Source organism: Streptomyces sp. NPDC020807 (assembly GCF_040641575.1).
In the GTDB taxonomy this organism is placed as follows: Bacteria; Actinomycetota; Actinomycetes; order Streptomycetales; family Streptomycetaceae; genus Streptomyces.
Map to the genome: position 1 here is coordinate 59414 of NZ_JBFADU010000016.1, position 23548 is coordinate 82961.

22 protein-coding genes are annotated in these 23548 nt (G+C 70.3%); 10 read left to right on the plus strand and 12 right to left on the minus strand.

Features of this window, described 5'->3' with window-relative positions; genetic code table 11:
* Positions 1 to 10: 10 nt before the first annotated feature.
* Complete coding sequence (locus AB0G79_RS22490) at positions 11 to 3664, plus strand: hypothetical protein (protein ID WP_360809108.1); 3654 nt, start codon at positions 11 to 13, stop codon at positions 3662 to 3664.
* Positions 3665 to 3994: 330 nt separating this feature from the next.
* Here AB0G79_RS22490 and AB0G79_RS22495 read toward each other — a convergent pair whose 3' ends face one another.
* From AB0G79_RS22495 to AB0G79_RS22510, 4 genes are read right to left on the minus strand one after another with little or no spacing between them, the layout of a single operon-like run.
* A complete protein-coding gene (locus AB0G79_RS22495; RefSeq protein WP_360809110.1) occupies positions 3995 to 4477 on the minus strand; it encodes a GNAT family N-acetyltransferase in 483 nt (160 codons plus the stop codon).
* Positions 4478 to 4483: 6 nt separating this feature from the next.
* Positions 4484 to 4903, minus strand: coding sequence for a DUF6304 family protein (locus AB0G79_RS22500; protein WP_360809112.1), 420 nt, complete (start codon positions 4901 to 4903; stop codon positions 4484 to 4486).
* A gap of 42 nt (positions 4904 to 4945) precedes the next feature.
* Positions 4946 to 5188, minus strand: coding sequence for a hypothetical protein (locus AB0G79_RS22505; RefSeq protein WP_360809114.1), 243 nt, complete (start codon positions 5186 to 5188; stop codon positions 4946 to 4948).
* A gap of 26 nt (positions 5189 to 5214) precedes the next feature.
* Positions 5215 to 5802, minus strand: coding sequence for a dihydrofolate reductase family protein (locus AB0G79_RS22510; protein WP_360809116.1), 588 nt, complete (start codon positions 5800 to 5802; stop codon positions 5215 to 5217).
* A gap of 105 nt (positions 5803 to 5907) precedes the next feature.
* On the opposite strand from AB0G79_RS22510, the gene AB0G79_RS22515 reads away from it, so the two are divergent.
* Complete coding sequence (locus AB0G79_RS22515) at positions 5908 to 6495, plus strand: TetR family transcriptional regulator (protein ID WP_360809118.1); 588 nt, start codon at positions 5908 to 5910, stop codon at positions 6493 to 6495.
* 13 nt (positions 6496 to 6508) lie between these two features.
* Here AB0G79_RS22515 and AB0G79_RS22520 read toward each other — a convergent pair whose 3' ends face one another.
* Positions 6509 to 7555 carry a family 2 encapsulin nanocompartment cargo protein polyprenyl transferase gene (locus AB0G79_RS22520; RefSeq protein ID WP_360809274.1) on the minus strand — a complete coding sequence of 349 codons (1047 nt, stop codon included), beginning with the start codon at positions 7553 to 7555 and terminating at the stop codon, positions 6509 to 6511.
* Between the two features lie 92 nt (positions 7556 to 7647).
* Positions 7648 to 9060, minus strand: coding sequence for a family 2B encapsulin nanocompartment shell protein (locus tag AB0G79_RS22525; protein ID WP_360809120.1), 1413 nt, complete (start codon positions 9058 to 9060; stop codon positions 7648 to 7650).
* A 256-nt stretch (positions 9061 to 9316) separates the two neighbouring features.
* Between AB0G79_RS22525 and AB0G79_RS22530 the strand changes: the two genes are divergently transcribed.
* Together AB0G79_RS22530 and AB0G79_RS22535 are read left to right on the plus strand one after the other, a co-directional pair.
* Positions 9317 to 9907 carry an N-acetylmuramoyl-L-alanine amidase gene (locus AB0G79_RS22530; RefSeq protein ID WP_360809122.1) on the plus strand — a complete coding sequence of 197 codons (591 nt, stop codon included), beginning with the start codon at positions 9317 to 9319 and terminating at the stop codon, positions 9905 to 9907.
* Between the two features lie 146 nt (positions 9908 to 10053).
* The gene (locus AB0G79_RS22535; RefSeq protein WP_360809125.1) at positions 10054 to 10962 is read left to right on the plus strand and encodes a pyridoxal-phosphate dependent enzyme; all 909 of its coding nucleotides are present in this window, start codon (positions 10054 to 10056) and stop codon (positions 10960 to 10962) included.
* Between the two features lie 18 nt (positions 10963 to 10980).
* Here the strand turns inward: AB0G79_RS22535 and AB0G79_RS22540 are convergent, their stop codons facing one another.
* Complete coding sequence (locus AB0G79_RS22540; RefSeq protein ID WP_360809127.1) at positions 10981 to 12579, minus strand: Na+/H+ antiporter; 1599 nt, start codon at positions 12577 to 12579, stop codon at positions 10981 to 10983.
* A 39-nt stretch (positions 12580 to 12618) separates the two neighbouring features.
* Between AB0G79_RS22540 and AB0G79_RS22545 the strand changes: the two genes are divergently transcribed.
* The 3 genes from AB0G79_RS22545 (at position 12619) to AB0G79_RS22555 (ending at position 14705) form a co-directional block, all read left to right on the plus strand.
* Positions 12619 to 12879 (plus strand): UBP-type zinc finger domain-containing protein, encoded by a 261-nt coding sequence (locus tag AB0G79_RS22545; protein WP_360809129.1) that lies wholly within the window; start codon positions 12619 to 12621, stop codon positions 12877 to 12879.
* 327 nt (positions 12880 to 13206) lie between these two features.
* Positions 13207 to 13620, plus strand: coding sequence for an anti-sigma regulatory factor (locus AB0G79_RS22550; RefSeq protein WP_360809131.1), 414 nt, complete (start codon positions 13207 to 13209; stop codon positions 13618 to 13620).
* Positions 13617 to 14705, plus strand: coding sequence for an RNA polymerase sigma factor SigF (locus tag AB0G79_RS22555; RefSeq protein ID WP_360809133.1), 1089 nt, complete (start codon positions 13617 to 13619; stop codon positions 14703 to 14705). Before AB0G79_RS22550 ends, AB0G79_RS22555 begins: the two co-directional genes overlap by 4 nt.
* A 10-nt stretch (positions 14706 to 14715) precedes the next feature.
* Here AB0G79_RS22555 and AB0G79_RS22560 read toward each other — a convergent pair whose 3' ends face one another.
* Positions 14716 to 15147 carry a hypothetical protein gene (locus AB0G79_RS22560; protein ID WP_360809135.1) on the minus strand — a complete coding sequence of 144 codons (432 nt, stop codon included), beginning with the start codon at positions 15145 to 15147 and terminating at the stop codon, positions 14716 to 14718.
* A gap of 107 nt (positions 15148 to 15254) precedes the next feature.
* On the opposite strand from AB0G79_RS22560, the gene AB0G79_RS22565 reads away from it, so the two are divergent.
* Both AB0G79_RS22565 and AB0G79_RS22570 read left to right on the plus strand, forming a co-directional pair.
* Complete coding sequence (locus AB0G79_RS22565; RefSeq protein ID WP_360809137.1) at positions 15255 to 16223, plus strand: diacylglycerol kinase family protein; 969 nt, start codon at positions 15255 to 15257, stop codon at positions 16221 to 16223.
* A 317-nt stretch (positions 16224 to 16540) separates the two neighbouring features.
* The gene (locus tag AB0G79_RS22570) at positions 16541 to 16798 is read left to right on the plus strand and encodes a WhiB family transcriptional regulator (protein ID WP_003953983.1); all 258 of its coding nucleotides are present in this window, start codon (positions 16541 to 16543) and stop codon (positions 16796 to 16798) included.
* A 175-nt stretch (positions 16799 to 16973) separates the two neighbouring features.
* On the opposite strand, the gene AB0G79_RS22575 is transcribed toward AB0G79_RS22570, so the two are convergent.
* On the minus strand, positions 16974 to 18440 hold the full coding sequence (locus AB0G79_RS22575; protein WP_360809276.1) for a PAS domain-containing sensor histidine kinase: 1467 nt from the start codon (positions 18438 to 18440) through the stop codon (positions 16974 to 16976).
* A gap of 542 nt (positions 18441 to 18982) precedes the next feature.
* On the opposite strand from AB0G79_RS22575, the gene nagB reads away from it, so the two are divergent.
* The gene (gene nagB, locus AB0G79_RS22580) at positions 18983 to 19768 is read left to right on the plus strand and encodes a glucosamine-6-phosphate deaminase (protein ID WP_360809139.1); all 786 of its coding nucleotides are present in this window, start codon (positions 18983 to 18985) and stop codon (positions 19766 to 19768) included.
* Positions 19769 to 19883: 115 nt separating this feature from the next.
* Here nagB and AB0G79_RS22585 read toward each other — a convergent pair whose 3' ends face one another.
* The 3 genes from AB0G79_RS22585 to AB0G79_RS22595 are packed head-to-tail and all read right to left on the minus strand — an operon-like array spanning position 19884 to position 23323.
* Complete coding sequence (locus AB0G79_RS22585) at positions 19884 to 21407, minus strand: glycoside hydrolase family 3 protein (RefSeq protein WP_360809141.1); 1524 nt, start codon at positions 21405 to 21407, stop codon at positions 19884 to 19886.
* A gap of 9 nt (positions 21408 to 21416) precedes the next feature.
* Complete coding sequence (locus AB0G79_RS22590) at positions 21417 to 22253, minus strand: carbohydrate ABC transporter permease (RefSeq protein WP_360809278.1); 837 nt, start codon at positions 22251 to 22253, stop codon at positions 21417 to 21419.
* A 47-nt stretch (positions 22254 to 22300) separates the two neighbouring features.
* Entirely contained in the window at positions 22301 to 23323 is a 1023-nt protein-coding gene (locus AB0G79_RS22595) for a sugar ABC transporter permease (RefSeq protein WP_360809143.1), read from the minus strand.
* Positions 23324 to 23548: the final 225 nt, after the last annotated feature.

The window sequence follows — 23548 nt, forward strand, 5'->3', positions numbered from 1 at the left end:
AGGAGCGGCCGTGGCAAAGTTCGTTTCTGACGCAAAGCCGTGGAATACGGTGGACGGCCCTTCCCTGGTGCGATCAGCCGCCGCGTTGCAGCTGATTCCCGAGAACGTCCCTTGCCTGGTCAGGCTGCAGCGGCTTGCTGCTGTCGGCGCCTGCCTGCCAAGCCGTCCTGAAGCCCCTCGCCTGTCGCCGAGCAGGATCCGGTCACTGCTGAAGGATCCGGTGATCGGCAGTGCGGCGGTCCGCTCTCAGGAAGATCCATACAACGACCTGTACACAGCAGAAGTGCCGTTTCACGGCGGTCCCTACCTAGTCGCCCAGGGGCTGACGGAACGCTCGGCGTACACACTCGACCTGATCCTGCGCAGCATCTTCGGACCGGAGGGCAAGACGCTTCCCGCCACCTTCCGGCGCGAGGCAAGCCAACTGGTTCAGGTAGTACTGCGCCTGAGCCACACGGCGCTTCTCCGTGCAGGGCTCGCTCGCGGTGTCATCCCGCCTACAGCGACCAGGGAGGAGGTATTCGTACCAGGAGAGCATGCGCTGAGCGCACTATGCGAAACCGTCACCTTCGACGAGGCCGCCTTGTCCCGGATCGCGCCGCCGCAGGCGTTGCAGGTTTTGAACAGCCTGAGTATCCGGCCAGGCACGCACACTTTCACAGCGGAGCTCGGCCCTGACGACGGAATGATTCTCACCCCGCTGCTGACCGTCGGTCCGACCATGGTCATCGCGAATCCAGGTGAACTGTCCGCAACCCTGCGCCATCGTCTCCTCGTCCTCGCCACAGAACATGGCTGCGGCCCCCAGCTCGTCCAGCTCGTACGCGCATGCGTCCTGAACGAAGCCACCGAAATCCTGATCGGCTGCGGGGCAACGCCGCTGCCCTCGGCGGCACAGGTCGATGATGATCCGCAGATCAGCCGCCGCCAGTTCACCTTCGCCGATGACAAGCACCTCGACCTGGCAGTGGTGACCGATGACCTGTCTGACTACGATGCACAGACCCTCTACGGGCACTGGGATGCTGCCAGAGTCATGCAACAGCTGCATGAACTGCACGAAACACCAGTCCATCCTCTACAGGATGACGCGCATTGCCTGCGGATCATCATCAATCAAGGTCTGGGCCGCTCTTCGTTCTTCGGCCTGCGCAAGTCGTCACGAGTCGGCCCTCGTCTCGCCACCACCGTCGACGACCTCCGCGTTATGGCGGAGCTCGACGGCACGGACCCACTGTTTCTGTGGCGCTTCGCTCAAGCGGACGAAAAGCTGCACAACGACGCCATGGTCCACTCCTTCGGCACGCTCGACAACTACGGCATGTACCGTGACCACGAGTACAGCTACTACCTGTCGGATGAGCGCAGGCCGAACGCCGTTATGGTCAACTCCGACTTCAGCCAGGCGCTGCGAGTTGAGGCCCACCAGCGGTACGACCATCACGTGGTTGCCAGCCCTCACCGCCCTGCTCTCGTTCCGGTTCTCGCCCTCTACGGCGTGGACACCGCACCGATCTACCGGACACATCCCACTGTCCCGGAAGACGAACTGCTTGTGGAAACCGCCGGCCTTCATATCTGGATCGAACCTAGTCAGGACACAGCAGGTGCCCTGGAATCCTTCCAAGAGATGGTCATTGAAGCTGTTGCCTACTGGGCCTGGCAGGTCTCGCTCGCGGCACCCAACGAACTAATCGCAATGGCCGACGACCTGGGGCGTGTGCGGATCGCGGTGTCCTTCGACAACGCGGACGCCTGGCTGGAGGCTCTGGCAGGACATGACACCCAGCCCGGTAAGAAGGCCCCCTGGATCGCGCAGCAAGCGCGAAGCGAAGGGCTCATTGACCTTGAGCTGCTGGCCGCAGGCGCAGCTTCCCTCCTGGCGGAGGACAACAGCGCCGACCGCCTGATCGTCCAGGTCTTGGCTGAAGCCATCGTTGGCAACGGCAGCGACCTCGTGGTCAGCGACCTTGTCGAACGTCTCGCTCCTGTCGGTCACAAGAAGATGCTGCACGCACAAGCCCGACCGATGCTGTTGCGCCCAGGGCGGCTGCCTGTCGCCCGACTTGTGCAGCCAGCTGTCTCCGCAGTCGTCTTGGACAAACTGGGTGAATGGCTCGCCGCTGAGGGAATCCCGCAGGGGACCGTCTCAGACGACAAACGCCTTGATGTGCTCAACAAAACAGTCCAGCACTACTTCCAGCGCATTCAGGACCTGATCGCCGGCTTGGCCCCCGAGGGCCTGATGAGCCAGCTCATGGCACGGCACGAGGCGCTCATCCGCGCAGAGGCTCACGATGATCAGGTCCTTCGGTCCAGACTCGCCTGTTTCGGAACATCCAGCCAGCCCGCCACACAGATCGCCAAGGACAGCAGAAAACGAGTGGCCGCCGCGCAGGCGAGCCGCTTCCTCATCGAGTACGCGGCCGCTACCCCACCTTCAGGCGACCAGCCCTTGACCCTGGACACATACGACACGCTCTTGGCGATCGCCGCTGACCTGATCTCTCGAGCCACGCTGTCCGATGCCATCCGGCACGACTTCTCCACCGCACAGCTGTCCCTACTGGAGTCGGGTCGACTCGGCGTCTCTCGCGGTGATCAGTACGAAACGGGAACCGATGCCTTGGCATTGGACCGAGCTCGCGCAGCCATGGCAACAGCTGACCAGATTTCCGCCCCTTCGGCGCCCCGCACGACGGCAGCCCCTTCTGCGAAGGTTGAAGAATCCATGCTCGCCGAATTCGGTTTCACCCTAACCGAACTCGCTCAAGGCATGGGCGAAATTATCGCTTTGGGCGATGAAGCATGCGATGACGAACCATTCGCCCTCCCTGTCACCCGCGTCCAACAGCACCTTGGTTCTGCCCTCGGTTGGGCCGACGGCAAAGCAAACGCCTTCCTCGATCGCCTCAGCCTGCGCCCACGCGCCAAGTTCCTGTCCGTGGGCGCCGACGCATGGCCCTGGCGCTATAACCGTGAATGGTCCTACACACGACGTCCGCTGATCCGCCTGACTGGCGTGGACGGCGATGTGCTGACATGGGCGCCCAGGCACGTATGGAGCACGGGCCCCTACTGGCTCGACCTCGTGTATTCCGGCAGGCTCAAAGCCACCTCGGCGACGATGAAGAAGCTCATGGGATCCATCCGACAGGACCACAACAAAGAGTTTGAGAAAGAATCCGAGAGAGCCCTGGCTGACGCAGGCTGTTCCATCACGGCCCACAGCGTGGGCAAGATCGCAGGGCGACGCCTCATGTCACCCCAGGGAGACGATCTCGGCGACATCGACGCCGTGGGTATCAACCTGGATCAAAGGATCATCTTCATCGTGGAATCCAAGGACTTCGAGATGGCTCGGAACCCCTCTGAGCTGGCCAACGAAGCTGATGCACTCTTGCGAGGAGACAAGAGCGCCGTCTTCAAGATCGCAAGACGAGCCCGATGGATCCGCACCCACCTGGCTCCCACACTGAACCACTTCACCAAGAGCACCGACACCCGAGGTTGGACTGTCGCCCCCGTCGTGGTCACCAGCCGCGACCTGATTTCGTCACGCGTCCTGACATCGGACGTACCAGTCATGGCCATCCACCAGCTGACGGCATGGGCTGCAGCACAGACTCGGCACAGCAAAAGATTCAAGCGCCGCGCTCGCTAGTGCTCCAGCAGGATTTCGCTTTCTGGCCCCTCAGCGTCCAGCGACGGAAAGCCTCATCCGGAGCGGATCTTCGACTATCCAAGCAGTCCGCACACAGTCCGCAGGACACCCGATCAAGACCGTCACACCCCATCGCCAGCCATCAGCAAAAGGCCAGGTCAGCGACCTGCGGCCGCCATCGCCGCAGGTCACCGGCCCGCCCCGTTACTAGGAGACCAAGAAGGCCTGACCTTCGGTCGCACCCGAGACCGCACCCGGTCCGCAGGACGCCGTACGACATGTCGGCGCCCCGGCGGCCCGGGTGCGGTCTTTTTGTGGGTCGGATCTTCCCTACGCCTGCGGTGCCTCCACGCGGAGGGTGTAGCGGCGCTTCTCCTTCGACGTGGCGCCCAGGCGGTCGTAGAAGCGGATGGCGCCTTCGTTCCAGGTGGGGGTCTGCCACTGGATCTCGGTGAGGCCCAGGGTGCGGGCCTCGGCCTTGAGGGCGGTGATCAGGAGGGGGCCGAGGCCGTGCCCCCGGGAGGTGGCGGTCAGGTAGAGGCAGTCCATGTGGAGGTACTCGGCGCCGTCCCAGGTGGAGACCTCGGGGGCGCAGGTGGCGTAGCCCGCGATCGTGCCGTCGGGGAGGGTGGCCACGAGGCAGCGGAGGCGGGGGTGGGTCGGGGTGAAGAGGAGGGCGGCGAGGCGGGTCGCCAGGTCCGGGGGCGGGGGCGCGGACTTCTCGTACTCCGCGTGTTCCGCGATGAGTTCGACGATTCTCGGCAGGTCCTCGCGGCGGGCGGGGCGTACCTCGGGTGGGTCGTGGGGGCGCATGACGGGTCAGGCCGCCTGGAGGAGGCGGCGGGCGAAGTCCGCGCCGGGCGGGAGCTGGCGGCGGACCCGGTCGAGGGCCCCCTCGAAGTCGCCGCCGGCGACGCAGGACTCGTAGGCGGCGCCCCCGTGGTGGAGCGTCAGGCTGAGGTCCGACCGGTCCCCCAGCGTCAGCAGACAGGCCAGCGTGGCCTGTTGGCTGGTGCCGTCCAGGACGACGGGAAGGGGCAGGTCCCACTCCAGTACGCAGCCGGTGAGGGCCTGCCCGCCCTCGCCCTCCGCGCGGAGCGAGGCGAAACCCTCGCCCCTGTACTCGATCCCCCTGATCCGGGTGGCGACGCGCCGCCCGTCAACCGTGATGACGATCGCTTCCGCGCCGCTGCGGTCCCGGTACCAACCGGTCCAGACTTCTGTCGACTCCGATGACATGCGCGGACTGTAGCGGCATGACCGGCTCCGGCGCGCGGCCGGTCACCCGGTGGTCGGACTTCTCCCGATCTCGCCGTTCTTGCCGGTCATCTGCGTGCTAGTGCCGTCCCGGCCCGACTCGCAGAGGGGGCATTCCGGGTTGCGGCAGGGCTGCACCTCCCACTCCGGCACCCAGGCCCCGAGGACCTTGTGCCGGGTGGCAAGCACCGCGAGCGGTCGACCGCAGGCCGGGCAGTTGCGCTCGGCCAGCGGGTCACGTGTCGTGCGGGACGCCTCGTCACCCATGTCTCCAGGGTAGGACGGGGCGCGTGTCACCGCTTCCGCGTGTACGTGCGGACGAGGACGCCGTTGTCGAACGCGCGGACCGCGCCGAGCGCGAAGTCCCGGGGTTCGAAGCCGGCGCCGAACATCGGCATGCCGGCGCCGAAGACCTGCGGGTAGGTCTTGATGACCAGCTCGTCGATCTCCTCGACGAGCTCGCCCGCGATCGTGGAGCCGCCGCAGAGCCAGATGCCGAGGGGGCCGTCCTCGGCCTTGAGCTCGCGGACCCTGCCGACGAGGTCGTCGGCGATCAGCTCGACGTGCGGGTCGGGCGACCCGGTCAGCGAGCGGGTGGCCACGTACTCGCGCAGGTGGGCGTACGGGCTGGTCACGCCCGCGTCCAGGCCGATCCGGTAGCTGCCGAGGCCCTGGATCACCGTGTCGTAGTGGCGGTTGGCGGTGTCGGGCGCGATGCCGAGGACGGGCCACCCGGGGGCGGCGATCGTCTCGGGGTACTCGGTCTTCAGGTATTCCAGGTACTCGCCCGTGACGTAGGCGTACGTGGAGGTGGCGTCACCCTCGGGGTCGCCGATGAAGCCGTCGATGGAGCAGGCGATGAAGTACGTGAGCTTGCGCAAACCGGTCCTCGTGATTCCTCGGGGGCATGACCGTGGCCGCAACCACGACAGTTATAGTGCTTCACCTGTAGTGGTTACGCAAGAGGAATGTCCGGAGGAACGCGCGTGGCTCGGAACCCTGAACGCCGTACGGCCCTGCTCGACGCCGCCATCGAGGTGCTGGCTGACGAAGGCGCCCGCGGGCTCACCTTCCGTGCCGTAGACGGCCGGGCAGGCGTCCCCACGGGCACCGCGTCCAACTACTTCAGCGACCGGGACCGGCTGCTCTCCGAGGTCGCCGACCGGATCTTCGTCCGGCTCGCCCCGGAGCCCGGCGCCATCGACACCGCCATGGCGCCCGAGCCGAGCCGCGCGCTCCTCGTCGAGCTCATGCGGTGGCTCGCCCGGCGCATGGCCGCCGAGCGCACCTGCTACCTCGGCCTCTTCGAGCTGCGCCTGGAGGCCGCCCGCCGCCCGGAGCTGCGGAAGCGGTTCACCGAGGTGCTCAGAGACGACCTGGCCCTCAACATCCGGCTGCACGTCGACGCCGGGATGCCCGGGGACGGGGACACCGTCCGGGTGCTCTACTTCGCCCTCACCGGGCTGCTGCTCGACCACTTCACCGTCCCGGGACTGCACGGCGAGCGGGATCTGGACGACCTGGTCGAGATGGTGGTCGGGAAGGTCGTCGACCGGGCCGGCCCCGAGGCGTGACCCGGTCGGCGGTTCAGCGGGTGCGTCGCGTGACGAACTCCGCCAGGGACAGCAGGTCGCCCGCCGCCGCCAGGTCCGGCACGGCCCCCGCCAGGTGCTCCACGGCGCGGCCCATGCGCTCCGCCGCCTGGGCCTGCGCCCAGTCCCGGCCGCCGGCCCGCTCGATCGCGTCCGCCGCCGCCCGTACGGCCGCCGCGTCGAGGACCGGGAGGGCGTAGAGCTCGGCCAGCTCCTCGCCCGCCGCCGTGCCCGAGGCGAGCGCCGCGACCACGGGAAGCGACTTCTTGTGGGCGACCAGGTCGGCGCCGGCCGGCTTGCCCGTGCGGTCCGGGTCGCCCCAGATGCCGATGAGGTCGTCGATCAGTTGGAAGGCGAGGCCCGCCTCCCGGCCGAAGGCGTCCATGGAGGCGACCTCCTCCTCCCCCGCGCCCGCGTAGAGCGCGCCGATGGCGCAGGAGGCGCCGAGGAGGGCGCCGGTCTTGGCGGTGGCCATGGCCACGCACTCGTCGAGCGAGATGTCCCGCGGCCCGCGCTGCTCGAAGGCGCAGTCGGCGGCCTGTCCCGCGCAGAGCTCGATGACGCAGGCGGCGAGGCGCGCGGCCGCGGCGGTCGACGCCGGGTGCGGGTCCTCGGCGAGCAGCCGCAGCGCGAGCGCGTTCATCGCGTCGCCGGCGATGAGGGCGTCCGGGATGCCGAACACGGTCCAGGCGGTGGGGCGGTGCCGCCGGGTCGGGTCCTTGTCGACGATGTCGTCGTGGAGCAGGGTGAAGTTGTGGGCGAGCTCGACGGCCGCCGCCGCCTTCACGGCCGGGGCCTCCTCCGCGCCGAGGGCGCGGGTCGCCGCGAGGACGAGGGCGGGTCGGATCGCCTTGCCGGCCGGTCCGGCGGCCGGGGAGCCGTCCGCGTCCTCCCAGCCGAAGTGGTACATCGCCACCCGGCGCATGGAGCCCGCCGGCAGGGACTCGACGGTGGAGCGGAGTTGGGGGTTGACGGCGGTCCGCGTGCGGTCCAGGAGCCTCACGGCACCGTGGCCTTCGGTCGCCGCGTCCGCGCTGGTCATCGTCACGGGCTCTTCCTTCACGTCCTTCGGGGTGCGGAGACGGGGAGCGCCCGGGGGCGGGAGGTTCGGTCCCGCCCCCGGGCGTCACCGGCTCAGCGCCAGCGGCTGACCTCGACGTTCTCCAGGACGCCCAGGGCGTCCGGGACGAGGACGGCGGCGGAGTAGTAGGCGGTGACGAGGTAGGAGATGATCGCCTGCTCGTCGATGCCCATGAAGCGGACGGAGAGGCTCGGCTCGATCTCGTCGGGCAGGCCGGTCTGGTGCAGGCCGATCACACCCTGGTCGGCCTCGCCCGTACGCATGCAGATGATCGAGGTGGTCCGGGCGTCGGAGACCGGGATCTTGTTGCACGGGAAGATCGGGACACCGCGCCACGTCGGGATGCGGTTGCCGTTCATGTCGATCGTCTCGGGCACCAGGCCGCGCTTGTTGAGCTCGCGCCCGAAGGCGGCGATGGCGCGCGGGTGGGCGAGGAAGAGCTTCGATCCCCGGCGGCGGGAGAGCAGCTCGTCCATGTCGTCCGGGCTGGGGGCGCCGTCGTGCGGCTGGAGCCGCTGGCCGTAGTCGCAGTTGGCGAGGAGGCCGAACTCCTTGTTGTTGACGAGCTCGTACTCCTGGCGCTCGCGGAGCGCCTCGACCGTGAGCCGCAACTGCTGCTCGGTCTGGTTCATCGGCTGGTTGTAGAGGTCGGCGACGCGGCTGTGGACCTTCAGGACGGTCTGGGCGACGCTGAGTTCGTACTCGCGGGGCTTGGCGTCGTAGTCCACGTACGTGTGCGGGACGACGGCCTCGCCGACGTGGCCGGCGGAGAGGTCGATGGCGGCCTCGCCGTAGCTGTTGGTCCGCTGGTCGGGCAGGGCGGCGACGGTCGCGAGGTGGGCGGCGAGCGAGACGGCGCGGTCGGCGAGGTTGCGCACGTCGGCGCGGGTGAGCTCCAGGACCGTGCAGGCGGTGGCCGCGCGGGCGGTCCACTCCCAGACGGCGGTGTCGTCGACGAGCGCGGACTCGCCGAGGTAGGCGCCGTCGGCGAGGACGCCGAGGACGGCCTCGTCCCCGTAGGGCCCCTCGCCGATCTGCTCGATGCGGCCGTGGGCGAGGAGGACCACGCGGTCGTTCTCCGCGCCGCGGGTGGCGATGACCTCGCCCGCGGCGTACTCCCGCTGGGTGCAGCGGGAGGCGAGCTCGGTCAGGGCCGCCTCGTCCTCGTAGCCGCGCAGGGCGGGGAGTTCGCCGAGCTCGGCGGGGATGACCGCGACTCGCTGCCCCGTCTGGACGAAGGTGACCCGGCCGTCGCCCACGGAGTAGCTGAGCCGGCGGTTCACCCGGTACGTACCACCCTGCACCTGCACCCACGGCATCATCCGCAGCAGCCACCGGGAGGTGATCTCCTGCATCTGCGGGGCGGACTTGGTGGTCGTGGCGAGGTTCCGCGCGGCGGCGGTACCGAGACTCTGCTGCGGTGCCTGGTCCACGCGGACCTCGTCGCCAACCGAACCAACGGACATGGAACTCCCTCTCGTATGACTGAGTGTCGGGAGAAAGCCTTCCAGCACGGACTGTGCGTGCGCCATTACACAAACGGGTGGGACTGTTCGACGATCTTCGGGGCAAGTCGCGTGATTTCCCCTCCGAACAGCGGCGCCGCACGGGCCTCACGGGCCGCTGTCCGGATCGGATCGCACACCGTCCGAACGGATGGTCGCGGAGCGGTGCGCTCCGGTACTCCGGTGGAAACCCCCCGCTCTCCGGAAGGAGTCGTCCATGGCCTCCCCCATGTCCGCGAACAGGTTCCTCGACGCGCTGCGCGACGAGGGCCTGACGGTCGTCCAGGTCGGCGACTGGACCAGCCACAACCGCAACCACAAGGGCGCCTGGGGCCCGGTGCACGGCGTGATGATCCACCACACCGTCACGCGGGGCACCGCGTCGACCGTCCGCATCTGCCGGGACGGTTACGAGGGGCTGCCGGGGCCGCTCTGCCACGGGGTCGTCGCCAAGGACGGCACGGTCCACCTCGTCGGGTACGGCCGCGCCAACCACGCGGGCCTCGGCGACGACGACGTGCTCCGCGCGGTCGTCGCCGAGCAGGGGCTGCCGCCCGACGACGAGGCCACGACCGACGGCAACCGGCACTTCTACGGCTTCGAGTGCGAGAACCTCGGCGACGGCGTCGACCCCTGGCCCAAGGTCCAGCTGGACGCCATCGCGAAGGCGGCGGCCGCCGTGTGCCGGGTGCACGGCTGGACCCACCGCTCGGTGATCGGGCACCTGGAGTGGCAGCCGGGCAAGGTGGACCCGCGCGGCTTCACGATGGCCTCGATGCGGCAGCGGGTCGCCGACCGGCTGCGCTGACGCACGCGCGCGGGGCCGGCCGGTCCCGGCGCGGGCCGGCCGGTCCCGCACGTGCGGACTGCCCCGTGCCGGGCGGACGGTCCTTCGCCGGGCGGACTGCCCCGCGCCGGGCGGACGGTCCTTCGCCTGGCGACGACAATGGCCCGGTGAACGCGTTCGACCTCTCCCGTCTGCGGCCCCGGCTCCCCTCGCCCCTGGAGCCGGTGGAGGACGAGCGCTTCGCCCGGCGCGGCCTCACGCTGCTGCTCAAGCGCGACGACCTCATCCACCCGGACCTGCCGGGCAACAAGTGGCGCAAGCTCGCGCTCAACCTGGCCGCCGCCGACGGCCGGCCCGTGCTGACCTTCGGCGGCGCGTACTCGAACCACCTGCGCGCGACGGCCGCGGCCGGCCGTCTCCTCGGTTTCCCGACGATCGGGATCGTGCGCGGCGACGAGCTGGCGGGGCGCCCGCTCAACCCCTCGCTCGCGCAATGCGCGGCTGACGGGATGCGCCTGGAGTTCGTCGACCGGACCACGTACCGGGCGAAGAACGACCCGGCGACGCTCGCCGCGCTCCTGGAACGGGCCCCCGAGGGGACGTACGTCGTCCCGGAGGGAGGCAGCAACACGCGCGCGGTACGCGGGTGCGTGGAGCTCGGCCGCGAGCTCGCCGGGGCCGCGGACGTGGTCGCCGTCGCCTGCGGCACGGGCGGCACCCTGGCGGGCCTCGCGGCCGGGCTCCCGCCCGGGCAGCGGGCGATCGGTGTGCCGGTCCTCAAGGGCGGTTTCCTGGGCGGGGAGGTCCGCGCCCTGCAGGAGGCCGCGTTCGGCGGGCCGCGCGGGGAGTGGGCGCTCGACGAGCGCTTCCACGGCGGCGGTTACGCCCGTACGACCCCGGTCCTCGACGCGTTCGCGCAGGATTTCGAGGCGCGGCACGGACTCGCCATCGAGCGGCTGTATGTGGCCAAAATGCTGTACGGACTCGTCACCCTCGCCGAGGAGGGCGCGTTCCCGGCGGGCACCCGGCTCGCGGCGGTGGTGACGGGCGCCCCCGAACTCACGCACGCCCCCTAGAAGTCCGCCGGACAGGCCCTAGTCCGCCGCCTCCTCGCGGTACGCGGCCGCCTCCTCCAGGTCGAGGCGGCGGAGCAGCGTACGCATCATCTCGTCGTCGATCCGGCGGGCGTCCCGCAGCTGGACGAAGACCTCGCGCTCGGCGTCGATCATCTCCCGGGAGAGCCGCCGGTAGGTGGCGTCCACGGTCTCGCCGGTGACCTCGTTGACCGCCCCGAGCCGCTCCCAGACGGAGTTCCTGCGCCGCTCCAGAACCGTGCGCAGCCGTTCCGCGAGGGGCTGCGGGAGGGCGTTGCGCCGGTCGGCGAGGAGCTCGTCGAGGCGTTCCTCGGCGGCCCGGGACGCCTCGCTCTGGGCCTGTGCCTCGGCGAGGGTCTCGGCGTACCGGTCGCGGCCGGGGAGCTTCAGGGCGCGGATGAGGGGCGGCAGGGTGAGGCCCTGGACGACCAGGGTGCCGATGACGGTGGTGAAGGTGAGGAAGAGGACGAGGTTGCGCGCCGGGAACTCCACGCCGTCCGTGACGACGGGGATGGAGAAGGCGATGGCGAGGGAGACGACGCCGCGCATGCCGGCCCAGCCGACGACGAGCGGCGCCTTCCAGTCCACCCCCGGCTCGCGTTCCCTGACGCGCGCGGAGAGCCAGCGGGGCAGGAAGGTGGCCGGGTAGACCCAGACGAAGCGGACCACGACCACCGCGACGAAGACCCCGACCGCGTACCAGACCGCCTCGCCCACGCTGTAGCGGCCGAGGCCCTGCACGACGTACGGCAGCTGGAGGCCGATCAGGGCGAAGACGGCGGACTCCAGGATGAAGGCGACCATCTTCCAGACGGCCTCCTCCTGGAGCCGGGTCGCGAAGTCGACCTCCCACGCGCGGTGGCCGAGGAAGAGGCCGACCACGACGACGGCGAGCACTCCGGAGGCGCCCACCTCCTCGGCCGCCGCGTACGCGACGAAGGGGATGAGGAGCGACAGGGTGTTCTGGAGGAGCGAGTCGCGCAGGCCCCGGCGGAGCAGGTGGATGGGGACCATCAGGACGAGGCCGACGCCGACGCCGCCGAGGGCCGCGAGCGCGAACTCCCCGATGCCGCCGGCCCAGCTGATGCCCTCGCCGATCGCCGCCGCGAGGGCGACCTTGTAGGCGGTGATGGCGGTGGCGTCGTTCACCAGGGACTCGCCCTGGAGGATCGTGGTGATCCGGTTCGGCAGGCCGAGCTTGCGGGCGATCGCCGTGGCGGCGACCGCGTCCGGCGGGGCGACGACCGCGCCGAGGACGAGCGCCGCGGTCAGCGGCAGGTCGGGGACCAGCTCGTACGCGAGCCAGCCGACGGCCACGGTGGCGAAGAGGACGTACCCGACGGAGAGCAGGGCGACGGGCCGGATGTTGGCCCGCAGGTCGAGGTACGAGGACTCGACGGCGGCCGTGTAGAGGAGCGGCGGCAGGATCAGCGGGAGCACGATGTGCGGGTCGAGGGCGTAGTCCGGCACCCCGGGGACGTACGAGGCGACGAGGCCGGCCGCGACCAGGAGCAGGGGCGCGGGCACCGGTGTCCTCCGGGCGAGCCCCGCGATCGCGGCGCTCACCGCCACCAGCCCCACCAGCCGTAGTGCGTCCATGCCCGTCCCCGTCTCGTGCCGCAACGTAACCTGGCCATCATGAGCGAGTGCCCGCACGTTGCCGACATGCCGCGCCCCGAACCGGCGCCGCTGGCCGACACCTGCCCCGAGTGCCTTGCGGACGGGACGCACCCCGTCCAGCTGCGGCTCTGTCTGAGCTGCGGGCACGTCGGGTGCTGCGACTCGTCGGCCGGGCGGCACGCCACGGGGCACTTCTCCGCGACCGGACACCCGGTGATGCGGACCTTCGAGCCGGGCGAGGCCTGGCGCTGGTGCTTCGTGGACGGGTCGATCGTCTGACGGTCCCGGCCCGCCCCGGCCGGCGGGTTCGCGCGGCCACCGCCGGTGGGGCGGGCGGCTCGCGCCGGTGGGATTCGGGCGGCTCCCGCTTGGGTACGTCACCCCTCCGCCCGTCGCTCGTTTTCGGCCTCGCAGCCCCCTATCCACTGTCCGCGTCCGTGGGCCTACCATGGGTGACGGGCCGTGTCCGGGGGTCGGAGCTCGCGACGACACGGCGGGACGGATCGCGATAGCGTCACGGCGGACCGCGCAGTTCCCTGCGCACCGCCCGGTCCGGGGCCACTCCCCCCGGACCCCGAATGAGCTTGTGCCACCTTGGAGGTGAGGGTGTCCCAGATCACAGGCGAGCCCGGGAACCAGGACTTCGTGGAAGTCCGGCTGCCGGCTGCGGGTGCCTATCTCTCCGTGCTGCGTACGGCCACGGCCGGCCTCGCGGCGCGCTTGGACTTCACCCTCGACGAGATCGAGGACTTGCGGATCGCGGTCGACGAGGCCTGCGCCATCCTGCTGCAGCAGGCCGTGCCGGGGTCCGTCCTCAGCTGCGTCTTCCGGCTCGTCGACGACTCGCTCGACGTGACGGTCTCCGCCCCGACCACCGACGGCCGGGCGCCCGAGCGGGACACCTTCGCCTGGACGGTGCTGTCGGCGCTGGCCGGGAAGGTGGAGTCGACGGTGGCGGAGGACCGTACGGTCTCGATCAGCCTGTACAAACAGCGCGGCGCGGGGCCAGGCCCGGCGTGAGGAGCGGGGACGCGACGGCCGGCATCCCTGAGCAGCAGGCGCGGCCGAACACGGTCGCTACGGAGCAGGCGGACCAGATGAGCGAGCACGCACAGCACGACGAGGTTTCCGGGACGGCCGGCGTCTCCGGCGCGCCCGCGCCCGAGCCCGCGCACTCGGCCGGCGCCGTCGAGGCGTCCGGTGCGGAGGCCGCAGCTACGGAGGCAGGTACGGAGGCCGCCGGTACGGAGGCCGGGGCCCCGGCCGAGGCCGCCGTCACCGAGGAGCACGCCGACGCGGGCGCCGACACCGACGCCGAGTCCGGCCCCGCACCCGAGGACATCCCGTCCCCGACCGACCGGAGCGGTGCGCGCGCCCTCTTCGTGGAGCTCCGCGAGCTCCCCGAGGGCTCCCCGGAGAAGGCCGAGCTGCGCAACCGGCTGGTCCGGATGCACCTGCCGCTCGTGGAGCACCTGGCCCGGCGCTTCCGCAACCGCGGCGAGCCGCTCGACGACCTGACCCAGGTCGCGACCATCGGCCTGATCAAGTCGGTGGACCGGTTCGACCCGGAGCGCGGGGTCGAGTTCTCGACGTACGCGACCCCGACCGTCGTCGGCGAGATCAAGCGCCACTTCCGCGACAAGGGGTGGGCGGTCCGCGTGCCGCGCCGCCTCCAGGAGCTGCGGCTCTCGCTGACGACGGCGACGGCGGAGCTCTCGCAGCAGCACGGCCGCTCGCCGACGGTGCACGAGCTGGCGGAGCGGCTCGGGATCTCCGAGGAGGAGGTCCTGGAGGGGCTGGAGTCGGCCAACGCCTACTCGACGCTCTCCCTGGACGTCCCGGACACGGACGACGAGTCGCCGGCGGTCGCGGACACCCTGGGCGCGGAGGACGAGGCGCTGGAGGGCGTCGAGTACCGCGAGTCGCTCAAGCCGCTCCTGGAGGACTTGCCGCCCCGGGAGAAGCGGATCCTGCTGCTGCGGTTCTTCGGGAACATGACGCAGTCGCAGATCGCGCAGGAGGTCGGCATCTCCCAGATGCACGTCTCTCGTCTGCTGGCTCGGACCCTGGCGTCGCTGCGGGAGAAACTTCTGGTTGAGGAGTAGGGCGCGGGTCCTACTCTCCCGGGCGTCGGATGCCGAGCGCCTCGGTCGTGGCCGGGTTCACCAGGAGGACGAGTCCGGTCACGGCGAGGACGCCGAGCGCGATGCCGGCCGGGATCATCGCGCTGTTCGCCTGGAGCATCTGCCAGGCGACCGGCAGCGCCAGGATCTGGGTGATGACGGCGGGGCCGCGGCTCCAGGAGCGGCCGAGCCACAGGCCGCGGGCGGCGGCGAGCGGGATCAGGCCGAGTGCGACGAGCGTCACGGCGCCGGTCAGCGCGCCGGTGAGGTCGCCGGTCCCGTCCGTCAGCGAGCGCACCAGCATGTACACGCCCCCGGCGAGGAGCCCGAGGGCCTCGATCCCGGCCACGGCCGCCGCGGCGGCGAGGCGGGTGGGACGGCCAGGGCTCGTGGGGGCGGCGGTCTGCTCCGTACTGCTGCTCATACAGGGCAGGGTAGCCGGGGGCCGCGGGCCCTCGGGTCGGCCCCCGTCGGTGTCCATCGACCGGGCGGGACTGCGCTCGGTACCGCCGGGTAGGTACGCTGACGCACATGCGCGCACTTCTCGTGGTCAATCCGGCAGCCACCACCACCAGTGCCCGCACCCGTGACGTGCTCATCCACGCCCTCGCGAGCGAGATGAAGCTGGAGGCGGTCACCACCGAGTACCGCGGGCACGCGCGCGACCTGGGGCGGCGGGCCGCCGACTCCGGGAACATCGACCTGGTCGTGGCCCTCGGCGGCGACGGCACGGTGAACGAGGTCGTGAACGGGCTGCTGCACGACGGGCCCGATCCGGAGCGGCTGCCGGGACTCGCGGTCGTCCCGGGCGGTTCGACCAACGTCTTCGCCCGCGCGCTCGGGCTGCCGAACGACGCGGTGGAGGCGACCGGCGCCCTCCTGGACGCGCTGCGCGAACGGCGGGCACGCACGGTGAGCCTCGGGCAGGCCTCGGGGACGCCGGGGACCGAGGACGAGTCGGTGCCCTCGCGCTGGTTCACGTTCTGCGCCGGGCTCGGTTTCGACGCGAGCGTCATCGGACGGGTCGAACAGCAGAGGGAGCGCGGGCGGAGATCCACCCACGCCCTCTACCTCCGCCAGGTGTTCCGCCAGTTCCTGGAGGAGCCGAACCGGAGGCACGGCACGATCACCCTGGAGCGGCCCGGCGCGGAGCCGGTCGAGGACCTCGTCCTCTCCATAATCTGCAACACCTCCCCCTGGACCTACCTGGGCAATCGCCCGGTGTACGCGTCCCCGGAGGCGTCCTTCGACACCGCTCTCGACGTGCTCGGTCTGAGCCGCCTCTCCACGCCGGCGGTCGCCCGGTACGCGACCCAGCTGCTCACTTCCACGCCCGAACGGGGTCCCCGGGGCAAGCACGCCCTGACCCTGCACGACCTGACCGACTTCACCTTGCATTCCAAGGTTCCGCTCCCCCTCCAGATGGACGGAGACCACCTGGGACTGCGTACGAGCGTGACGTTCACAGGCGTACGCCATGCACTGCGTGTGATTGTGTGAGTGGAAGGGCCCAAAGTCCTTTCACTCGAACGTTTAGGCTGGCATCCACCCCTTAGAAGTACGGCTGTGACCTAGCCGACACCGAGGAATCAAAAAAAACTTTCCGGAAGGGGTTGTATCCGTTGCCGAGGTTTGCGAGTCTCTTCTTGGCGATCGGGACGGCCCGCAAGACCGGCCTCCACTGAGAGCCAGAACCCCTCCTCAACACCTGGACCACACCAGTTCATCTGGCAGTCGGCCCTTCCCTTGCGGGGGGATTCGTGAAAGCGTTCACATTCACAAGCAACATGCATGTCACACCAAGAGAGGTAGCAGCCATGGACTGGCGTCACAACGCCGTTTGTCGTGAGGAAGACCCCGAGCTGTTCTTCCCCATCGGCAACACCGGTCCTGCGCTGCTGCAGATCGAGGAAGCCAAGGCCGTCTGCCGCCGCTGCCCCGTCATGGAGCAGTGCCTGCAGTGGGCGCTCGAGTCCGGCCAGGACTCCGGCGTCTGGGGTGGCCTCAGCGAGGACGAGCGCCGCGCGATGAAGCGCCGCGCCGCTCGCAACCGGGCGCGCAACGCCAGCGCCTGAAGCACCCCGCACAGCCTGAGGCCGTCGGCGCATACGTCGCGTATGCAATCACCGCCCTCGTGTAGCAGCGCGCAGCAGTAACCCACAGCATTCGAGCCCCGGACCGATTCCCTTCGGTCCGGGGCTCGCTGCCGTACCGACCCGGACGCGAACGGCTCCGGGTCGGTTCGGTGGATCACTTCTGCGGCTGTACGGGGATGTCGAGAATGACCTTCGTGCCGCGCCCGGCACCGGGGACCATGTCGAAGGTGCCGCCCAACTCCCCCTCCACCAGCGTCCGGACGATCTGGAGGCCGAGGTTGCCGGCCCGCTGCGGGTCGAAGCCCTCGGGCAGCCCGCAGCCGTCGTCGAGGACGGTGATGAGGAGCCGGGCGTCGCGGCGGGGTTCGCCGCGGACGGCGGTGACCTCGACGGTGCCCTGCTCGCCCTGGGAGAAGGCGTGTTCCAGGGCGTTCTGCAGAACTTCCGTCAGGACCATGGAGAGCGGGGTGGCGACCTCGGCGTCGAGGATGCCGAAGCGGCCGTTGCGCCGACAGGTGACCTTGCCCGGGGAGATCTCCGCGACCATCGCGATGACGCGGTCGGCGATCTCGTCGAACTCGACGCGCTCGTCCAGGTTTTGGGACAGCGTCTCATGGACGATGGCGATCGATCCCACGCGCCGGACCGCCTCGTTGAGCGCCTCGCGGCCGCGGTCGGAGTCCATTCGGCGGGCCTGGAGGCGCAGAAGGGCCGCCACCGTCTGGAGGTTGTTCTTCACCCGGTGGTGGATCTCCCGGATGGTGGCGTCCTTGGTGATCAACTCCCGCTCGCGGCGGCGTAGTTCGGTGACGTCGCGGAGCAGGACGAGTGAACCGATGCGGGTGCCCTTGGGCTTGAGCGGGATCGCGCGGAGCTGGATCACGCCCCCGTTGCCCTCGACCTCGAACTCGCGGGGCGCGTAGCCGGAGGCCAGCTTGACCATGGCCTCGTCGACGGGGCCGCGGGAGGGGGCCAACTCGGCGGTGATCTGGCCGAGGTGCTGGCCGACGAGGTCGGCGGCAAGCCCCAGGCGGTGGTACGCGGAGAGGGCGTTCGGCGAGGCGTACTGGACGATGCCCTCGGCGTCGAGGCGGACGAGGCCGTCGCCGGCGCGCGGCGAGGAGTCCATGTCGACCTGCTCCCCCGGGAAGGGGAACGTTCCGGCCGCGATCATCTGCGCGAGGTCGGAGGCGGACTGGAGGTAGGTGAGCTCCAGGCGCGAGGGGGTGCGGACGGTGAGCAGGTTGGTGTTGCGGGCGATGACGCCGAGGACCCGGCCCTCCCTCCGCACGGGGATGGACTCGACCCGTACCGGGACCTCCTCGCGCCACTCCGGGTCGCCCTCGCGGACGATCCGGCCCTCGTCGAGGGCGGCGTCCAGCAGCGGGCGGCGGCCGCGCGGCACCAGGTGGCCGACCATGTCGTCCTGGTAGGAGGTGGGGCCGGTGTTGGGCCGCATCTGGGCGACGGAGACGTACCGCGTGCCGTCGAGGGTCGGGACCCAGAGGACGAGGTCGGCGAAGGAGAGGTCGGAGAGCAGCTGCCACTCCGACACCAGCAGGTGGAGCCACTCGAGGTCGGAGTCGCTCAGGGCTGTGTGCTGGCGGACGAGGTCGTTCATGGAGGGCACGGTGCGAGGGTACCTGCGGAATTGCAGGGGCGGTGAACCTGGATCTCCGGGCTTCCGTGTTGGAGGATAGGCCGGTAACCACCGCGTTCGAGTGGATGGACAGACAAGAATGGTCTAGTCCACAATGAGCGCAACACAGCCTCCATCCTCCCCGCACAGGAGGATGGACGAGGTACCCGACGCTCTCTGCCCTGACTGCGTCGAGACCTCCCACACGGCCGCGGGACCGCACACCCCCGGCCGAGCAACTCCGGGCTGCGGTGCCGGACGGGTTGAGGGTCCCGTCAGGCGCCGCGGCCCGCGGGTGTTTCCGGGGCCCCTCGCCCGCCCCGACGTCACCTCTCCCCCCTGATCCGCACCCCCTTCGGCGCACGTTCGAGTGGCTGGCGGAACCCGTGCGACCGACGATGGTGGCGATGCCGTCCGCGCCGCGGAACGGCATGGGGAGAAGGGCTCTCCTCTGCTAGATTTGGCTTTGATTGGTCTATACCACCAGGTCCTTCAGCAGGCCCTCCCAGATCGGCAGGCACAGCGTGGAAGTTGTCATCGTCAAGGACGCCAAGGCGGGCGGCGAGCTCATCGCGGACGGCATCGCCGACCTCCTGCGCCGCAAGCCCGACGCGCTGCTCGGCGTGGCCACGGGCTCGACCCCGATCCCGATCTACGACGCCCTGATCGCCCAGGTCCAGGACGGCGCCGTGGACGCCTCCAAGGCCCGGATCGCCCAGCTGGACGAGTACGTCGGCCTGCCGTCCGGGCACCCGGAGTCGTACCGCTCCACCGTCCTCCGCCAGGTCGTCGAGCCGCTCGGGCTCTCCCAGGAGGCCTTCATGGGCCCCGACGGCTCCGCCGAGGACGTCCAGGCGGCCTGCGAGGCGTACGACAAGGCGCTGGCCGCGGCCGGCGGCGTCGACCTCCAGATCCTCGGCATCGGCACCGACGGGCACATCGGCTTCAACGAGCCGTGCTCCTCGCTCGCCTCCCGCACCCGGATCAAGACGCTCACCGAGCAGACCCGGGTCGACAACGCGCGCTTCTTCGACAACGACATCGAGCAGGTCCCGCACCACGTCATCACCCAGGGCATCGGCACCATCCTGGAGGCCCGCCACCTCGTGCTGCTCGCCACCGGCGAGGGCAAGGCCGAGGCCGTCGCGCAGACCGTCGAGGGCCCCGTCGCGGCGCTCGTACCGGCCTCCGCGCTCCAGCTGCACCCGCACGCCACGGTGGTCGTCGACGAGGCCGCGGCGTCCAAGCTGAAGCTCGCGGACTACTTCCGCCACACCTACGCGAACAAGCCCTCCTGGCAGGGCGTCTAGGGTCCGTCCGACCCCGATCCGCCGGACGGGCCCTGAGCGCCGCCGGCGGTCGCCGTACGGGAAAGGGGCCCGGCACCTGTGAGGTGCCGGGCCCCTTTCTCGTACCCCTGGTCCGTCAGGCTCCGGAGCCGACGACCGCCTCGGCCGCCGCGCGGCCGCAGACGCGTGCGGCGCCGTGCGTGGCGACGTGCAGGGCCCCGCGGGGCTCCGCCTCGTTGAGGCCCATCTCGACGACGACCGTGTCCGGGCGGGCCGCCAGGAGCCCGTCGAGGGCCGCGGTCATCCACGGGTGGCGGTGGGCGTCGCGGACGACCGCGACGATCCGGCGCTCCCCCGCCGCCGCGAGGACGGCGTCCACGGAGGCGTCGGCGTAGGAGCCGGTCTCCGTGCCGGGCAGCAGGCGCTCCAGCTCCGCCGCGATGCCCCAGGGCGTCTCGTCGCCGACCGCGAAGTTCGCGACGGGGGTGAAGGAGGCCACGTACGGGGCCTCGGTGACGGGCGTGTACGGCTGGGCCCCGCGGGTCACCTTCAGGGCCCTGCGGGCCGCCACGAGTCCGACATCGACGCCGGGCGCGGTCCCCTCCTGCACTGCCGCGCCCGGCGTCGATCCAGCCCCCCTGGCCCGGTGCGCCTGGGTCCAGGACGCGAGGGCGCGCACGCGCGCCGCCGCGTCGGCCAGACGCTCCTCGGGCAGTTCACCGGTCCGTACCGCGTTGACCAGCGCGTCGCGCAGCCGCAGTACGGTGCCCTCGTCGCACAGCCCGCCGCCGACGCAGATGGCGTCGGCGCCCGCGGCGATCGCGAGGACGGATCCGCGCTCGATGCCGTACGTCGCCGCGACGGCCTGCATCTCCATGCCGTCGGTGACGATCAGCCCCTCGAAGCCCAGCTCCTGGCGCAGCAGACCGGTGAGGATCTGCGGGCTCAGGGTGGCCGGACGGTGTGGGTCGAGCGCGGAGAGCAGGATATGCGCGCTCATGACCGCTTTGGTACCCGCGGCGATGGCGGCGCGGAAAGGTACCAGCTCACGGGCGTGCAGTGTGGCGAGGTCCACATCGATCCGGGGCAGGGCGTCGTGGGAATCCACGTTGGTGTCGCCGTGTCCGGGGAAGTGCTTCGTGCAGGCCGCGACACCGACGCCCTGGAGGCCGTCGACGTACGCCACGGTGTGCCGGGCGACGAGGTCCGGGTCCGGTCCGAAGGAGCGGACGCCGATGACCGGGTTCTCGGCGTTGGAGTTCACGTCCGCCGAGGGGGCCCAGTTGAGGTCCACGCCGCAGGCCGCGAGCCGGCGGCCGAGCTCGCGGGCCACGGCCCGGGTGAGCTCGACGTCGTCGACGCTGCCGAGGGCGTAGCTGCCGGGGAAGGACGAGCCCTGCTTGACCTCGAGGCGGGTGACGTCGCCGCCCTCCTCGTCGATGGCCACGAGGACGTCGTCCCGCTCGGCCCGCAGCTGGGCGGTGAGCGCCGCGAGCTGCTCGGGACTCGCGATGTTCCGGCCGAAGAGGCCGACCGACGACAGGCCCTCGCCGATCTGGCGGCGCAGCCAGTCGGGTGCGGTCGTGCCGGCGAAGCCCGGCTGGAGGACCGTGAGCGCGTCCCTGGTGAGGGTGTCGGCGCCGTGTACGAGTGTGGTCATGAGACGTCGTTATCCCTTCACCGCGCCGGCGGTCATGCCGCCGACGGCCTTGCGCTGGAGGAAGAGGAACACGATGAGCACGGGCAGGGCGAAGAGCGTGGAGGCGGCCATGGTGGCGCCCCAGTCGCTGCCGAACGCGGTCTGGAACTGGGTCAGCCAGAGCGTCAGGGTCTGCGACTCGCGCTCCTTGTTCAGCATGAGGATCATGGCGAACTCGTTCCAGGCGGTGATGAAGCCGAAGAGCGAGGTCGACATGAGGCCGGGGGCGAGGAGCGGGAAGATCACCTTGCGGAAGGCCTGGCCGCGGGTGCAGCCGTCGATCTGGGCCGCCTCCTCCAGCTCGACCGGGACGGCGGCGATGAAGCCGCGCAGGGTCCAGATGGTGAAGGGCAGGACCATGACGAAGTAGATGAGCGTCAGGAGCGGGATGCTGTTCAGCATGTCGCTGTCGCGGGCGATCATGTACATCGCGATGACCATGACCTCCCAGGGGGCCATCTGCGCCATCATCACGATGAGGACGATGCCCTTGCGGCCCTTGAACTTCATGCGGGCGATCGCGAAGCTCGCGGCGAGGGCCACGAGGAGGGCGAGGAGCACGGCGCCGATGGTGACCACGAGGCTGTTCCGGACGTAGGTCCAGAAGAGGTCGACGCCGGTGGCGGTCACGTAGTTGTCGAAGGTCGGCGTGAAGAAGAAGACGGGGTCCTTCGTCATGATCTCGTGCTGGGGCTTCAGCGAGGACGAGAACATCCAGTAGACCGGGAAGACGAAGATCACCGCGAGGACCAGGGCGGTCACGTTCTTGGCGACGGCGCCCACCGTCAGCGGCTTCCTGGTGCGCAGCTTCTGCGGGGTGCGGGTCGTGTCGGTGGTGGTGCCGGTGGTGGTGCTCACAGCTCCTCCTCCTGCTTCAGGATCAGGCGGAAGTAGAAGGACATGACCGCGATGAGCATCACGATCGTCAGGATGGAGATGGCGGCGGCGACACCGTAGTGGAACTGGCCGACGCCCTCGACGTACGCGAAGACCGGGAGGGTCTCGGACCCGTGGTCGGGGCCGCCCTGGTTCATCGCGTAGACCTGGGCGAACGCCTTGAAGATCCAGATGATCTCCAGGAACGTCGTGATCATGAAGAAGGACTTCAGGTTCGGGAAGACCACGGACCAGAAGGTGCGCCAGCCGCTCGCGCCGTCCATCTTGGCGGCCTCGTACAGCTCGGTCCCGACGGTGGTCAGGGCGGCGTACATGTTGAGGGCGACGAACGGGACGGAGCCCCAGACCAGCAGGATCAGGATGATGACCAGGGTGGAGAAGCCGGTCTCGAACCAGCTGTGCTGGTCGTAGCCGGAGAACCCGAGCGTGCGCATGACCCAGTTCGCGACACCGAACTGCTCGTCGAAGAGCCACCGGAAGACGGTCACGGAGGCGATGATCGGCATGGCCCAGGCGAACATCAGCGCCAGCGAGAGGACGAGCTTCATCTTCTTGCCGAGGCGGTTCAGGAGGAGGCCGATGCCGGTGCCGATCGCCATGATGAGGGCGACGTTGACGGCGGTGAAGACGACGCTTCGGACGGCGACGGTCCAGAACTGCTCGTCCTTCAGCAGGTTCGTGTAGTTCTCGAAGCCGACCCAGACCGTCTCGCGGGTGATGAACTCCTTCCGGTTCAGGCCCTGGAAGGAGAGGATCACATTGCGGATCAGCGGGTAGAGCAGCAGCGCCGCCATCGACAGCAGCGCCGGCGCGACCAGCAGGTAGGGCAGCAGCCCGCTGGGCAGGGAGCGCCTGCGTCGCGAGGGCTGAAGGACTTCCTTCGAGCCGGAAGGGGCTGGCGGAGTCAGGGACTTCACTGCCGCCCTCCCGGGCGCGTCCTGAGGAGCGGCGCTCGCCGTCCCCTGGGAGTCCACGGTCATGGTCTCATTCCTCGCGGTTCTGGGGCTCCCGCGCCCACCGGGGCACGGCCCGGGGGGAGCGGGCCGTTGATCACTGCATCGGTGCGGAACCGCGCCGTCGCGGGACTGCATCGTGCGGAAAGCGCGCCGGGGGTGGGGGGGGGGGGGGGACCCGCCCCCCCCCCCGGCGGGGGCTGTGTGAGGGGGGTTTGGCGGCGGGGTGAGCCTGTAGGGGGGCGCGGCGGG

Coding starts and splice junctions, on each gene's coding strand:
- AB0G79_RS22505 (WP_360809114.1), bottom strand. CDS start 5,188: ATGGGTGACGAGGCGTCCCGCACGACACGTGACCCGCTGGCCGAGCGC.
- AB0G79_RS22565 (WP_360809137.1), top strand. CDS start 15,255: ATGCGCGCACTTCTCGTGGTCAATCCGGCAGCCACCACCACCAGTGCC.
- AB0G79_RS22530 (WP_360809122.1), top strand. CDS start 9,317: ATGGCCTCCCCCATGTCCGCGAACAGGTTCCTCGACGCGCTGCGCGAC.
- AB0G79_RS22570 (WP_003953983.1), top strand. CDS start 16,541: ATGGACTGGCGTCACAACGCCGTTTGTCGTGAGGAAGACCCCGAGCTG.
- AB0G79_RS22575 (WP_360809276.1), bottom strand. CDS start 18,440: ATGAACGACCTCGTCCGCCAGCACACAGCCCTGAGCGACTCCGACCTC.
- AB0G79_RS22520 (WP_360809274.1), bottom strand. CDS start 7,555: ATGACCAGCGCGGACGCGGCGACCGAAGGCCACGGTGCCGTGAGGCTC.
- AB0G79_RS22560 (WP_360809135.1), bottom strand. CDS start 15,147: ATGAGCAGCAGTACGGAGCAGACCGCCGCCCCCACGAGCCCTGGCCGT.
- AB0G79_RS22495 (WP_360809110.1), bottom strand. CDS start 4,477: ATGCGCCCCCACGACCCACCCGAGGTACGCCCCGCCCGCCGCGAGGAC.
- AB0G79_RS22585 (WP_360809141.1), bottom strand. CDS start 21,407: ATGACCACACTCGTACACGGCGCCGACACCCTCACCAGGGACGCGCTC.
- AB0G79_RS22525 (WP_360809120.1), bottom strand. CDS start 9,060: ATGTCCGTTGGTTCGGTTGGCGACGAGGTCCGCGTGGACCAGGCACCG.
- AB0G79_RS22545 (WP_360809129.1), top strand. CDS start 12,619: ATGAGCGAGTGCCCGCACGTTGCCGACATGCCGCGCCCCGAACCGGCG.
- AB0G79_RS22540 (WP_360809127.1), bottom strand. CDS start 12,579: ATGGACGCACTACGGCTGGTGGGGCTGGTGGCGGTGAGCGCCGCGATC.
- AB0G79_RS22595 (WP_360809143.1), bottom strand. CDS start 23,323: ATGACCGTGGACTCCCAGGGGACGGCGAGCGCCGCTCCTCAGGACGCG.
- AB0G79_RS22500 (WP_360809112.1), bottom strand. CDS start 4,903: ATGTCATCGGAGTCGACAGAAGTCTGGACCGGTTGGTACCGGGACCGC.